General features: G+C 36.2%; 16 protein-coding genes. All 16 read right to left on the minus strand.

Features of this window, described 5'->3' with window-relative positions:
- Positions 1-331: 331 nt before the first annotated feature.
- Positions 332-754: a HutP family protein gene (locus ACYQ3D_RS08245; RefSeq protein ID WP_459837720.1), complete on the minus strand. Its 423-nt coding sequence runs from the start codon at positions 752-754 to the stop codon at positions 332-334.
- Between the two features lie 272 nt (positions 755-1,026).
- Entirely contained in the window at positions 1,027-1,542 is a 516-nt protein-coding gene (locus ACYQ3D_RS08250) for a hypothetical protein (protein ID WP_459837721.1), read from the minus strand.
- A 69-nt stretch (positions 1,543-1,611) separates the two neighbouring features.
- Positions 1,612-2,838, minus strand: coding sequence for a BaiN/RdsA family NAD(P)/FAD-dependent oxidoreductase (locus ACYQ3D_RS08255; RefSeq protein ID WP_459837722.1), 1,227 nt, complete (start codon positions 2,836-2,838; stop codon positions 1,612-1,614).
- A 328-nt stretch (positions 2,839-3,166) separates the two neighbouring features.
- Positions 3,167-3,865, minus strand: a complete 699-nt coding sequence (gene rnc, locus ACYQ3D_RS08260) for a ribonuclease III (protein WP_459837723.1) — start codon at positions 3,863-3,865, stop codon at positions 3,167-3,169.
- 17 nt (positions 3,866-3,882) lie between these two features.
- Complete coding sequence (gene fabF / locus ACYQ3D_RS08265) at positions 3,883-5,127, minus strand: beta-ketoacyl-ACP synthase II (protein ID WP_459837724.1); 1,245 nt, start codon at positions 5,125-5,127, stop codon at positions 3,883-3,885.
- Positions 5,120-6,097 (minus strand): NAD(P)H-dependent flavin oxidoreductase, encoded by a 978-nt coding sequence (locus ACYQ3D_RS08270; RefSeq protein ID WP_459837725.1) that lies wholly within the window; start codon positions 6,095-6,097, stop codon positions 5,120-5,122. The genes fabF and ACYQ3D_RS08270 overlap by 8 nt, the downstream gene beginning before the upstream one ends.
- Before the next feature lie 161 nt (positions 6,098-6,258).
- Positions 6,259-6,486, minus strand: a complete 228-nt coding sequence (gene acpP / locus ACYQ3D_RS08275; RefSeq protein WP_459837727.1) for an acyl carrier protein — start codon at positions 6,484-6,486, stop codon at positions 6,259-6,261.
- A gap of 175 nt (positions 6,487-6,661) precedes the next feature.
- A complete protein-coding gene (fabG, locus tag ACYQ3D_RS08280) occupies positions 6,662-7,411 on the minus strand; it encodes a 3-oxoacyl-[acyl-carrier-protein] reductase (RefSeq protein ID WP_459837728.1) in 750 nt (249 codons plus the stop codon).
- Positions 7,412-7,462: 51 nt separating this feature from the next.
- Positions 7,463-8,383: an ACP S-malonyltransferase gene (gene fabD / locus ACYQ3D_RS08285; RefSeq protein WP_459837730.1), complete on the minus strand. Its 921-nt coding sequence runs from the start codon at positions 8,381-8,383 to the stop codon at positions 7,463-7,465.
- A 39-nt stretch (positions 8,384-8,422) separates the two neighbouring features.
- Positions 8,423-9,370, minus strand: a complete 948-nt coding sequence (gene fabK, locus ACYQ3D_RS08290) for an enoyl-[acyl-carrier-protein] reductase FabK (RefSeq protein ID WP_459837732.1) — start codon at positions 9,368-9,370, stop codon at positions 8,423-8,425.
- An 11-nt stretch (positions 9,371-9,381) separates the two neighbouring features.
- The gene (locus tag ACYQ3D_RS08295; RefSeq protein ID WP_459837733.1) at positions 9,382-10,377 is read right to left on the minus strand and encodes a beta-ketoacyl-ACP synthase III; all 996 of its coding nucleotides are present in this window, start codon (positions 10,375-10,377) and stop codon (positions 9,382-9,384) included.
- 2 nt (positions 10,378-10,379) lie between these two features.
- A complete protein-coding gene (gene plsX / locus ACYQ3D_RS08300) occupies positions 10,380-11,378 on the minus strand; it encodes a phosphate acyltransferase PlsX (protein WP_459837735.1) in 999 nt (332 codons plus the stop codon).
- A gap of 2 nt (positions 11,379-11,380) precedes the next feature.
- A complete protein-coding gene (gene fapR, locus ACYQ3D_RS08305; RefSeq protein WP_459837737.1) occupies positions 11,381-11,962 on the minus strand; it encodes a transcription factor FapR in 582 nt (193 codons plus the stop codon).
- A 160-nt stretch (positions 11,963-12,122) separates the two neighbouring features.
- Positions 12,123-12,290, minus strand: a complete 168-nt coding sequence (rpmF, locus tag ACYQ3D_RS08310) for a 50S ribosomal protein L32 (RefSeq protein ID WP_459837738.1) — start codon at positions 12,288-12,290, stop codon at positions 12,123-12,125.
- A gap of 38 nt (positions 12,291-12,328) precedes the next feature.
- The gene (locus tag ACYQ3D_RS08315) at positions 12,329-12,799 is read right to left on the minus strand and encodes a YceD family protein (protein ID WP_459837740.1); all 471 of its coding nucleotides are present in this window, start codon (positions 12,797-12,799) and stop codon (positions 12,329-12,331) included.
- A 111-nt stretch (positions 12,800-12,910) separates the two neighbouring features.
- Positions 12,911-14,098, minus strand: coding sequence for an acetate/propionate family kinase (locus ACYQ3D_RS08320; RefSeq protein ID WP_459837741.1), 1,188 nt, complete (start codon positions 14,096-14,098; stop codon positions 12,911-12,913).
- Between the last annotated feature and the right edge of the window lie 50 nt (positions 14,099-14,148).

Raw genomic sequence — 14,148 nt, forward strand, 5'->3', positions numbered from 1 at the left:
CTATCCTCCTCTATCTGACATATACTTAACATAAAATCTAACTTTGTGTCACCTATGGTGACACAGTCGTCAGTCGTGTGCTCTATGCTATCAGCTAATTCAAAACCTTCAAATTCAAAATTTAACCCTTTAAAATTACTATGTTTTAAGGGGTTGAACTAAATCTGTGGTTTTGAATTTGAATTAGCATACGGCACATCCTACAGGTCTAGAAAGCAGACCTTCCGTAATAAAAACCATTTGCAGATAGCTAATAGCTGTGGCATGAAAGTTACACTTTATATCAATTAACCCACATTCTAATATTAAACAATCCAAACTAGGACTATTACTATTTGTGTACTGCTCGGTGTCCTAAACCAATTGACATCTCATTAAGATGTAATAAACCAATAGCAAAAAAGACAGCTACACTAATATGGTCCTCTTGTCTAGCTACTCCTATCTTACCTCCAATATTAAAACCTGCTGCCTTATTTTGGATCTGAGTAACAGCTTCTCTAGCAGCACCAGCAACTGCTCCTAATTCAGCGTGATTATCTGCAATTACTTCCTCTCTTTCAGCAGCAACTACAGCCCGTTCAATAATCTTCTTAATAGAAGAATTGAATTCACCACCAAAATCAACAGCGGCAACTTGTAACTCTTGAGCTTGATAATTCTCTTTTAAATCTTTTTCTTCTTGTCTATCACTTAACGACATCTTAATTGCTGCAGCAGCAACTTCTTTACTTAAGGTATCTTTTTTAACCATGTATTTATCCTCCTTATTTATAATCCCAATTAAACTTATTTATAATCCCAATTAAAAAAAGTACTCCCCAAGGAGTACTTAATCAGTCAAACTTGATATAGTTATCCCTACTAGACTCCTACTTTCCTACTATTTCTATTAAATTTTACTACTAGTTAACTCTACTACTATCCTATCCCTACTACCTTCCTACTATACTATACCCGCCTAACTTTTTTTCTACTATGTTGTTTATAATACTAACACACTCACCTACTAAAGACAAGAGTAAACTAAAATTTATTCAGTTTTTCTATCTCTCCTAAAACTTTATATTCATTCTTAATCCAAAATTGTTGTTGAGGTGCAAAGTTATCTATTTGAGTAGACATCTTAGTTATTTTAAACCATAACCCCTGCTTATAACCTCTAGCATCAATAGCAATTTTGTCTCCTGCTTTGATTTTAGCTTTAGCAATTCCAGCTTTAAAATCATCTACTACCTGGTCATTAACTACCAACTTAACATTAGATAGTTGCAATCTATTTTGAAGTTTAATTGTCAACTGTTCCTTGGATTGATTTTGAAGGGAGAATACCTCTTTAGCTGGTGCATCAAACTCAGGTTGTTGTCCAATTGCTAAAATATAATCCATCTGCGGTATTTTACTGACTAAACTATCTTTTAAACCAGGATTAGCTAAGATAAGCTGAATAGTTACTAGTAAGATAAAACCAACAACTATAATATTGACTACTAGTTTCTGTAACTTACGAAAAAATCTTTTCAATTTATAATACCCGAACATAAAATCGCCCCCTTGATAGCATACTAGTTTACTATAAATTTATGTACTATCAAGGGCAGACATAACTTATTATACCTTATTTCCTACTACATAACCTGTAGAAAAAGCTGCTTGGAGATTAAATCCACCAGTATAAGCATCTATATCAATTACTTCCCCAGCAAAATATAATCCCTCAACTAGTTTTGATTCTAAGGTAGTAGGGTCTAGCTGGTCAGTATCTACCCCACCTTGAGTAACTATAGCTTTCTTAAATCCTCTAGTCCCTATAACCGTTAACTCTAAATTAGTTAATAATTCAACTAATTCCCTTCTTTCCTCTGTAGTAATTTGATTAACAAATTTAGTAGCTGGAATAGAAACCAAATCCACAACTATTGGTCTTAATTTACTAGGTAATAAATCATCTAAACTATTTTTAAACTGTTTTCTGGAGTATTTTTCAAAATCCCGTTGTAGTCTAGCATCCAACTTCTGCTGGGATAAAGCAGGTTTCAGATCAAGTTTTAATTTAATACTATGATAACCTAAGTACTGAGCTATATCTCGACTTAATGTCAGGACTATTGGCCCTGTAATTCCAAAATGAGTAAATAATAGCTCACCAAATTCTTCTTTTTTAGCTTCTCCATCAATCATTAAAGTAGCTGTTACATTCTTTAATTTAAGACCTTGGGCTTCTGGCACCCAGTCTTCTTTGGTCTCTAAGGGCACTAGTGAAGGTTTAATCTCTGTTATTGTATGTCCTACCTGCTGGGCTAGATCATAACCATCTCCTGTAGAACCAGTAGTAGGATAAGCCTTACCTCCCACCGCCACTAATACATTAGCACTGCGATACCTACTACCATCTGCTAATTGAACGCCAGTTACTTCCTGATCTGCTGTTAATAACTTCGTTACGCTGCTATTTAGCTTAACCTCTACCCCAGCTTGAGTCATAAATTTCTCTAAAGCCTGAACTACATCCTTAGCTGAATCAGAAACAGGAAAGACTCTATCGCCCCTTTCTACTTTTGTTTCCACACCTAGATCAGCAAAGAAATCTCTTAACTGCCAGTTAGAAAAAGAATAAAGTGTACTATATAAAAAATCACCTTGCTCAGAAAAATTATTAATAATCTCTTCTACTGAACAATCATTTGTTAAATTACATCTCCCCTTCCCAGTGATTGCTAACTTCTTACCTAGTTGGCCCTTCTTCTCTAATAGTAAAACTTCTTGTCCTCTATCAGCAGCAATTCCAGCCGCCATCATACCTGCTGGCCCACCACCAATTACAATTAAATCATACATGGTTTAATCCCCTTTCAATTAGTTATATTGTGTCACCTGCGGTGACACAGTCGTGTGCTATGTGCGGATGCTTTTTATCACGAAAAGTTTCTATGAAACTTGTAGGATCAGCCAGTTCAAAACCTTTAAACTTAAAGCCTAAATCTTTATAACCTCTATATCCAAGAGATTTGAATTGTATTTATGATTTTGATTTTGAATTGGCTCACGACTCATAGCTCATAGCACACAGCTGATATAAAGTGCCACTTTATATCAATTAAATTTTACTTAAGATTGATTACTTATTCATGTAACCAAAACAAAAAAGTAGCCCGTCTGCCACGAGCTACTCCAATTTACTAATTGCTTTTTTAGCAGCTTCCTGTTCTGCTTCCTTCTTACTAAAACCTGTTCCAATACCTAAAATTTGGTCATCAAAGACAACCTCTACAGTAAATCGTTTGTTATGGTCCGGCCCCTTTGCTTCAACTACTTTATATTCAGGTATTAGATTAGAATCCTGTTGGACTACCTCTTGCAATAATGTCTTATAATCAGTAATATACTCTCCTTGTTCTACTATCTCAATCTTAGAGACTAATAAATCCAAAATAAACTCTCGAGCTGCTTCTAATCCTTGGTCTAAATAAATTGCACCTACTATAGCTTCAAAAGTATCAGCCAAAATAGAATCTCTATTCCGGCCGCCAGTCATCTCCTCACCTTTACCTAATAATATATAAGAACCTAATTCAATTTCCTCTGCCTTATTAGCTAAAATAGGAGAACTAACTACCACTGATCTAATTTTAGCTAATTCACCTTCAGGATGCTCTGGATAATTCAGAAAAATATATTTACTAATCACTAAATCTAAAACTGAATCACCTAAAAATTCCAATCGTTCATTGTTTTTGATATTTAACTCTCGATTTTCATTAGCATAGGACTTGTGAGTAATAGCCCGCTTTAATAATTCTAAATCTGTAAACTTAATCTCCAATTCCTCTTCTAAATCAGCTAATATTTCTTGCTTTAGTATCATATTATTTCTCACCCTGATTATTCATTATAGCCTTTAAATAAAGCACATGCATTATGGCCTCCAAAACCTAAAGAATTAGATAAAGCTACATTAACACTAGTTTCTTTTGCTTTATTAGGGACATAATCCAAATCACATTCTGGGTCTTCAGTCTGATAGTTAATTGTCGGTGGTAGAATATTATCTCGAATAGCTAAAATTGAAGCAATTGCCTCAATTCCACCAGCGCCTCCAAGCAAATGACCTGTCATAGATTTAGTTGAACTAACTGCTAAATCATAAGCATGATCTCCAAATACATCTTTAATTGCTTGCGTTTCTAATTTATCATTAGCTGGAGTTGATGTACCATGGGCATTAATATAATCCACTTCTGTAGCAGAAATATCAGCTTTATCAACAGCCATCTGCATAGCTCGAGCAGCGCCTTCTCCTTCTGGAGCTGGAGCAGTAATATGGTGAGCATCAGCAGATAATCCATACCCTACTAACTCAGCATAAATTTCCGCCCCTCTTGCTTGAGCACTTTCTAAAGTCTCTAAAACTAAAACTCCTGCTCCTTCGCCCATTACAAAACCATCTCGATCGGCATCAAAAGGACAACTAGCTTGTTGAGGATTATCATTATTAGTACTCATTGCCTTTAAAGAAGAGAAACCAGCAAATGATACAGGACTAATAGCTGCTTCACTTCCTCCAGCAATCATTATATCAGCATCTCCACATTGAATCATTCTATGAGCCTCTCCTAAAGCATGAGTTCCTGTAGCGCAAGCTGTAACCACTGAAGTATTAGGTCCTTTAGCTCCTGTTTGAATAGCTACTTGACCAGCAGCTATATTAGCTATCATCATCGGAATTAAGAAAGGACTAACTCTATTAGGACCTCGCTCCAATAATCTCTTATGTTGTTCTTCTAGAGTTTCTATGCCCCCAATCCCTGAACCGACTAGTGTTCCTACTCTAGTAGCATTATCTTCATTAATCTCCAATTGAGCATCTTCAACTGCCTTATTTGCTGCTGCAACAGCAAATTGAGTATAATTATCCATTCTTCGAGCTTCCTTACGATTCATACCAAAATCTCGCGGATCAAAATCATTAACTTCACCAGCTATTTGGGTTTTATATTCAGCAGCATCAAAATTAGTAACCTCAGCAATGCCTGATTCTCCTGCTGTTAAAGCAGTCCAATAATCTTCTAATTCATTTCCTACTGGTGAGATAACCCCCATTCCAGTAACTACTACTCGTTTATTCATTTCTCTTCCCTCCTAAGTACTCTATTGCTTCATCTACTAAATTATTAATTATTTCCTTAACAGGTAATATATTTTCCAATTGATAGGCTTCTTCCCCAGCAAATACTAATCCTTCTTCCATATTACCAACTTGAGCTTTAAGTAACGAATCCATAATACAAAATCTGCGTGAACACTTTTTAAGACAGAGATAATCACAGCTAGCTTCAGTTGTTACTTCCTCATCATTTAGGCGAGTAATAAAGTCATTCTTTAAAGCTCTACCTGGTAGTCCTACTGGACTATCAATTAGTACACCTGAATCAGCATCAGCCTCCAGATAAAGTTCTTTAAAACTATCATCAACTTCACATTCTTCACTAGCAACAAATCTAGATCCCATTTGTACTCCGGCAGCACCTAGTTCTAAAACTTCAGCCACATCTTGTCCATCAATTATACCCCCAGCTCCAATAACAGGAATATCAACTGCTGACACAACTTTTTCCAACAGTGGTCTCATTGGTTTATCAGTTCCTAGATGACCTCCTGCTTCTTTTCCTTCCACAACTATTGCTGAAGCTCCCAATTTCTCTGATATTTTAGCTAACTTAACTGAAGAAACAATAGGCACAATTTCTACATCATTTTCCTGACCTAAAGAAAACAAATCCCGGGAGAAACCTGCCCCAGCTACAATTAAGTCCACACCTTCATCTATTGAAGCTTTAACCAATTCCTTAAATTTACTAATTGCTACCATGATATTGACACCAATAATTCCTGAGGATAGTTCTCTAGCTCGTTTGATTTCAGACCGCAATTCACCAGTCTCTAATCCAGAACCAGCTATTAATCCAATTCCTCCTTGATTAGCTACCGCGGCAGCTAAAGGAGCAGTGGAAACTTTAACAGCCATACCACCTTGTACTATAGGTACTTTAGCCACTAAATCGCCAATTTTTAAATTAGGTAAAGTTGGTAATTCCAAGATTATTCCTCCATATAATTAATGATAAAAGTCTAAATCATAGTTAGTATAATTATGTTATAATATATTAGTACTCTAGATATGAAATAAGTGATTTATAATCTGTAGTGGATAAAAGTCCCGTTCTATTACAAACGGGACTTAGTTAAGTTAATTATAAATTATAATAGATCCTCAATATAATCTACAGCATCTTGAACAGTATTAATCTCTTCTGCATCTTCATCAGAAATTTCAACATCAAATTCCTCTTCAAAGGCCATTACAATCTCTACAATATCTAGGGAGTCAGCCCCTAAATCATCAAAAGTAGCCTCTAGAGTAACTTCCTCTTCATCTAACATTAACTCCTCTACAATAATTTCCTTAACTGTTTCAAATACATTCATGATTGTCACCTCCTTATATAGGATAATGTACAATTTATAATATATAACTAACAAGCTAAATTAATTGCTGTCTGCTGTGTGCTATGTGCCATGAGCTGATTCAAAACCTTTAAAACCATAGCAGCTCACAACTCATAGCACATGACACACAACTCACAACTATATTACCTACTTACTACATAGCCATACCGCCATCAACTCGGATAACCTCTCCTGTAATATAATCTGCTGCTTCACTAGCTAAAAATAGAACTGTATCAGCCACATCCTCTGGCTGCCCAAGGTCTGCTAGAGGGATTTCGTCTATGGTATTTTCTACTACTTCCTCAGATAATTCATCAGTCATAGCAGTCTCAATAAATCCAGGTGCAACAGCATTAACAGTAACATTTCGTTTAGCTAACTCTCTGGCTGTTGATTTAGTCAATCCTATCAATCCTGCTTTAGAAGCAGAATAATTAGCCTGACCAGCATTACCTCTTAAACCAACCACAGAAGAAATATTAATAATACTACCACTTCTTTGCTTCATCATCAATCTAGTAACAGCTTTAGTAGTATTAAAGGCTCCTTTTAAATTAACCTCTAGTACATCATCCCAGTCTTGTTCTTTCATTCTCATTAATAATGTATCTTTAGTAATCCCAGCGTTATTCACTAAAATATCCAATTGACCAAATTCTTGTTTAATTTCCTTAACCATTTCTTTTACTTCTTCCATCTCAGTTACATCAGCTTTAATAGCTTTTGCTTCGCTACCTTGCTCTTCTATTTCAGCTACTACTTGCGCTGCACTATCTGCTTCTGATTCTACTGGGTAATTAACTACTATTTTAGCTCCTTCACTTGCTAACTTAAGTGCTATTTGCTTACCAATTCCTCGTGAACTACCTGTAATTAAGGCTATTTTATCTTTAACTTGCATCCAAATCCCTCCCTAAATTATAATTAACAATCTACTGTAAATAAATACTCTTTATAGCTTTTTTAAAGTCTTTTTCAGGGATCTAGTACTTCCTACATTTAGAGCTGTTACACTACGATCAATGCGACGCATAAAACTTTTTAGTACTCTACCTGGGCCAACTTCAATAAAGGTATCTGCCTCACCAGCAATCAGATTTCTAATTGACTCTTCCCACCGCACTGCACCACTAATCTGATTAATCAATGCTTCTTTCATGGCAGCTGGATCAGTAGTAGCTGTAGCATCCACATTAGTAACTACTGGAACTTCTGGAGTAGTAAAGTCAACCTCTCCCAAGTAGCGAGCTAATTGTCTTCCAGCTGACTCCATTAAACTAGAATGGAATGGACCACTTACATTTAAAGTAACAGCCTTTTTAGCTCCTCTATCTTTAGCCAATTCTACTGTTTGAGCAACAGCATCCTCAGCCCCGGAAATAACAACTTGGCCCGGACAATTATAATTAGCTACTTCTACTATTCCAACTTCACTACCTGCTTCACAGACAGCTTCTACTTCTTGGGGCTCTAATCCAATAACAGCAGCCATAGTTCCTGCTCCAGCCTGGGACATTAATTCACCACGTTTTCTAACTAGGCGCAAACCTTCTTTAAAATCAAGCACCCCAGCAGCAACTAAAGCAGAATATTCTCCTAAACTATGTCCAGCTACTACTTCTGGCTTAATTCCTTTATCAACTAATAATCTATAGACAGCAATACTAGTTGTTAAAATAGCTGGCTGAGTATTCTTAGTTTCTTTAAGTTTCTCCGCTGGTCCTTCCCAACATAACTCAGTAATATCTATATCTAAAGCTTGATTAGCTTCTTGAAATGTTTCTTTAACAATCGGAAATTCCTCAGCTAAGTCTTGGCCCATTCCTACTTCTTGCGAACCTTGACCAGGAAATATAAAAGCTACTTGACTCATCTTCTATCCTCCCTATATTAATCAATAAATATAAATTAATTACTCCTTAATATATTGACAAGTATTTTCCATTACTTCCCTAGCCTGATCTATAATATCAGTCACTATTTTCTCTGCTGGTTCCACTTCAGAAACCATTCCTGCTACTTGACCAGCCATTACTGTACCTTCTTTAGTATCTCCTTCAATCACAGCCTGTCTTAATCTACCAACACCTAACTCTTCTATTGCTTCTTTAGGCGCTCCTTCTTCTTCCATCTTTTGGATCTTACGAGTCAACTTATTCTTTAAATTCCGAACTGGATGCCCAGTAGAACGAGCTGTTACAATTGCATCTCTATCTCTAGCATTAACAATAGCTTCTTTATAATTATCATGTGCAATACACTCAGCAGCACAAACAAATCGAGTTCCAATTTGGACACCTTGTGCTCCTAAGGATAAAGCCGAAGCCAAACCTCTTCCATCAGCAATTCCACCAGCAGCAATTACAGGAATCTCTAGTGCTTCAGCCACCTGAGGAATCAGAGTCATTGTAGATAATTGACCAATATGACCACCTGATTCCGTTCCCTCAGCAATCACAGCATCAACACCAGCCCGTTCTATTCTTCTAGCCAAGGCTACTGACGCAACCACAGGAATCACTTTAGCTCCCATCTCCTGTAATTGATCTAAGTATTTAGACGGATTTCCTGCTCCAGTAGTAACAACTGGTACTTCTTCCTCTAATAAAACATCGATTACTTCATCAATATGAGGAGATAATAACATAGCATTAACGCCAAAAGGCTTATCAGTTTGCTCTTTAATTTTCTTAATTTCTTCGCGAACTACATCGGCTGGTGCATTTCCAGCCCCAATAACTCCTAAGCCACCTGCTTCAGAAACTGCAGCAGCCAATTCACCAGTAGCAACCCAAGCCATACCACCTTGAATAATAGGATATTTAATATCTAATAGATCACATATTCGTGTTGTAAACATTTTTTCCTCCCTTAAATCCATTCTAAAACTGTTGCCCCCCAAGTTAAACCTGCTCCAAAACCAACTAGTACTACAGTATCACCAGTATCAATTCTACCAGCTTCACTTGCTTCATCCAAAGCAAGAGGAATAGAAGCAGAAGATGTATTCCCGTATTTATCTAAATTAACATAAATCTGCTCTCTATCCAAATCTAATCTTTTAGCAGCCGCATCTATAATTCTTACATTAGCTTGATGAGGAATTAAATAATCAATATCACCTTTATCTAAGTCCACCTTAGCTAAAGCCTGTTTTACTGCTTTACCTAAAATTCTAACAGCAAACTTAAAGACTGAATTTCCTTCCATCTCTATATAATGATTTCTATCGTCTAGTAGTTGTTGAGAGATAGGTTCACAGGAGCCACCACCAGGTATCCTTAAGACATCACTTTGGCTACCATCAGCTCCTAAGTGATTAGCTAAAATACCACCAGACTCAGTAGGAGTTAACACAGCAGCACCAGCTCCATCACCAAATAAGATACAAGTACCTTTATCCTCCCAATCAATAAACTTAGATAAAGTCTCAGCCCCAATTACTAGAATATTATCATAAGCACCTGTCTCAATATATTGGGCAGCCGTAGATAAGCCATAAATAAAACCTGTACAAGCAGCAGCTACATCAAAAGCAGGAATTTCTGTAATCCCTAATTTATTTTGAATTAAACAAGCTGTAGCAGGAAAACCAACATGATCAGGAGTAGAAGTAGCTACTAAAATTAAGTCCAAGTCTTCTACTGTTAAATCACTACTAGCAATTGCTCGTTGGGCAGCCTGATAACCAAGTTCAGAAGTAGTTACTCCCTCTGCTACTACTCTTCGTTCTTTAATGCCTGTTCTCTTTGTAATCCACTCATCACTTGTATCAACCATTTCTTCTAAATCTCCATTAGTCACTACTTGATCTGGTACATAAGATCCTACTCCTGCAACCTTGGCCTTTCTTGTAGCTTGGCCCATTATCAATCAGTCCCTTCATTAATATTCTGCTTGATTGAATTGAGTAATTCAACATTTATTGCTTCCTTAGCTGTTCTAATTGCATTACTAATTGCCTTGGCATTTGAACTACCATGGCCAATTATTGTAATCCCATCTACACCTAATAGGGGAGCTCCTCCGTACTCAGTATAATCAACTTGCTTTTTGATTCGCTGAAAAGCTGATTGCAATAACCAACCACCTAATTTTCCTAACCAGCTGGATTTAATCTCTCGTTTAATAATCTTAAACAATACAGAGGATAATCCTTCCGCTGTCTTGAGTACTACATTACCTACAAACCCATCAGTTAAAATAACATCATATTGACCAGTGAAAATATCTCTACCTTCTACATTACCAACAAAATTTATATTATCTAATTCTTCTAATTGGGGATAAACCTCTTTAATTAATTGATTTCCCTTTTTTTTCTCTTCTCCAATGCTTAACAACCCTAGTTGAGGATTATCTTTATGTAATATTTCTTGAGTATAAATATGCCCCATCTGGGCCTGTTGGAGCAAATGTTCTGGCTTGCTATCAACATTGGCTCCTATATCTAAGACTAATGTTTCACCTTGCAAACCAGGAAATACAGTAGCAATAGCTGGTCTTTTAACCCCCTGGATCCGACCGATCTCTAGAGTACTAGCTGTCATAACTGCCCCAGTATTTCCGGCTGATACAAAAGCATCAGCATCTCCTGTCTTAATTAAATTAGCTCCTACAGCTACAGAAGAATCTTTTTTCTGACGCAAAGCTTGAGCTGGAGATTCATCCATCCCAATCTTTTGCGTAGTAGGACGAATAGTTACTTTATCCGCTGTATAATCATACTTGCTTAGCTCAGTTTGTAATTCTTCTTTAGACCCTAATAAAATGATTTGGCCCTCAACCTCAGAACTAACTTCTGTTACCCCTTTAACTATCTCAGCTGGAGCATTATCTCCTCCCATAGCATCAACTGCTATCTGCAAACTTAATCCTCCTCCTTACCACTAACTTCATCTGCAACAGCAAAAACAACAAACTCTCCGTGAAATATTTTTTCTTCTTTTATTTTAGTTTCTACTACAACATGAAATTTATTCTCTTTTTTATCTGTTACTCTAGCCTTAGCTACTAATCTTTCTCCAATTGCTACTGGTCTATTATATCTTATATCAGCTGAACCCGTTAGTGCTGTATCTGTATCTATAATCGATACCGCTAAAGAATTAGCTTGGGCAAAAATATGATGCCCTCGGACTACTTTTGTCTCTTCTAAAGCCATCTCTGCTACTGTTTCTATAATAGACAAACCACTTGTATTTAATTCTATATCTATTAGTTCCCCGATTATCTCTCCACTCTGGACTGATTTCACCTTAGAATAAGCCTGTCGGGCAACTGACTTAGTTCTCTTGCGAACTTCAGGAATACCTAATTCCTTTCTGTCCAATCGAATTGTCTGGACACTAACCCCAAAAATATCAGCTAGCTCCTGATCCACTAAAAATGGATTAGCAGTTAGCTTCTTCTTCAATTCCTGCTGTCGTTGGGCTTTGCTCAGATTTTCCATTCTTATCATCACCTATTAATAACTCGTATTAGTACCTGCTCTTAAATCAATCCATTGGTATTATATCCAATTTATAGCTTAATTGCAAGGATAGAATCTAATTTTTAGGTAAAATACAAAAAGAGCAAGATAGAAATAACTACCTTGCTCTAGAAATGTACTACTTAACTTTTCTTCCTTTATAGTATCCACACTCAGGACATACCTGATGGGATAACTTATACTCATGACACTGAGAACATTCAACTAAATTAGGAGCAGATAAATTTTTATGAGTTCTTCTTTTTCTCTTTCGGGATTTAGAAGTCTTCTGCTTTGGTACTGCCATCATCAACACCCCCTCTAGTAAAAATAAATATTATTTATTTAATCATCTAATAGTTGATTAAGTTTAGCTAACCGAGGATCAACTTCATGCATATAACAATCACAGTCCTCTTCGTTTAAATCAGCCCCACAACTAGGACATAGCCCTTGACATTCTTCCTTACAGACTACTCGCATAGGTAAAGCTAGACGGATATATTCATCTAAAGTACCAGTTAAATCTAGCTCATCGCGGACTACATCTTCTTTAGGGACTTCTTCGGTGAATTGAAACTCTAATGTTTCTTCAACTTCTGTTAAGCAACTGCTACAAGGTAGTTTAACCACTACCTCTCCTGGGCCACTAACTATATATTTATCATCAGAATTAATCACCATTAATTCAAGTTGACAGGGAGTAATAAATTCAATAGATTGTCCTTTGATTTCTCTGGCTTCTAAATCAATAGAACGTGTAACATCCATTTTGGCCCCTAAAGTACCCTTAATACTTTTGACATTTATCTTCATTCAATCACCTCAAACTATCCCCTGATAGATTTATACTTTAAAACAACATTCTTTATTATACTATATAATTCATCTTTTTGTCAAGATCTGGCCCTAGTTAAAAGCTAATTACTACATTAACTCTTTAGTATCTCGTGCAATAACTAATTCTTCATTAGTTGGTATCACATACACCTTAACTTCAGAATCAGCAGTACTTATTTCTTGAACTTCTCCCCGAATATCATTCTTAGTTGAATCAATTTCAACCCCTAAATAATCTAAATCTTGACAGATTTTTTCTCTCATATCAATAGAATTTTCTCCAATTCCAGCAGTAAATACAAGTGCATCTACACCATTCATAGCAGCAGTATAAGAACCAATATACTTTTTGACCCGATAAACAAACATATCTAAAGCAAGTTGAGCTCTATGATTTCCATTTTCAGCTGCCTCTTCAACATCACGACAATCACTTCCAACACCAGAAACTCCTAGTAAACCACTTTGATTATTCATTAAATCGTCCATCTCTTGTGGTGATAAATCTTCTTGTTCCATAATAAAAGGTACAGTTGCTGGATCAACATCTCCACAACGAGTCCCCATTACTAAACCTTCTAATGGAGTTAAGCCCATACTTGTGTCATAAGATTTACCATTTTTAACTGCAGCTACACTAGCTCCATTACCTAAATGACAAGTAATAACCTTTAGATCTTCAATTTCTTCGTCCATTTCTTCAGCTACACAATTAGATACAAACTTATGAGAAGTTCCATGAAAACCATAACGACGTACCCCATGCTTTTCATAAAACTCATATGGTAAAGCATACATATAAGCTTCTTCCGGAATAGACTGATGAAAAGCAGTATCAAAAGTAACTGCTTGCGGAGTATCTGGAATTAAGTCCTCACAAACTTCAATCCCCATTAAATTAGCTGGATTATGTAAAGGGGCCAACTTAGCACACTCTTCAATCTTTTCTTTTACATCGTCATCTACAATAACTGATCCCTCAAAATATTCTCCACCATGAACTAGTCTATGACCCACAGCATCAATTTCTTTTACATCTGTGATAACTCCATTTTCAGAATCAGTTAAAGTATCAATCACCAGTTCCATCCCTACTGAATGATCAGGAATCTCTTGTTCAATCTCAATTTCTTCTCCATTAACTTCTTGCTCTAATTGAGAACCTTCAATCCCAATTCGTTCTACTAAACCTTTAGCTAATACTGATTCACTTTCCATATCAAATAACTGATACTTGATTGAAGAACTACCACTATTAATTACCAAAATTTTCATTTTAAATCCCTCCTGTTATTTATACTTCTAATTTGAATTATGAAAGTAAA

It is taken from the genome of Halanaerobaculum tunisiense, assembly GCF_054657635.1.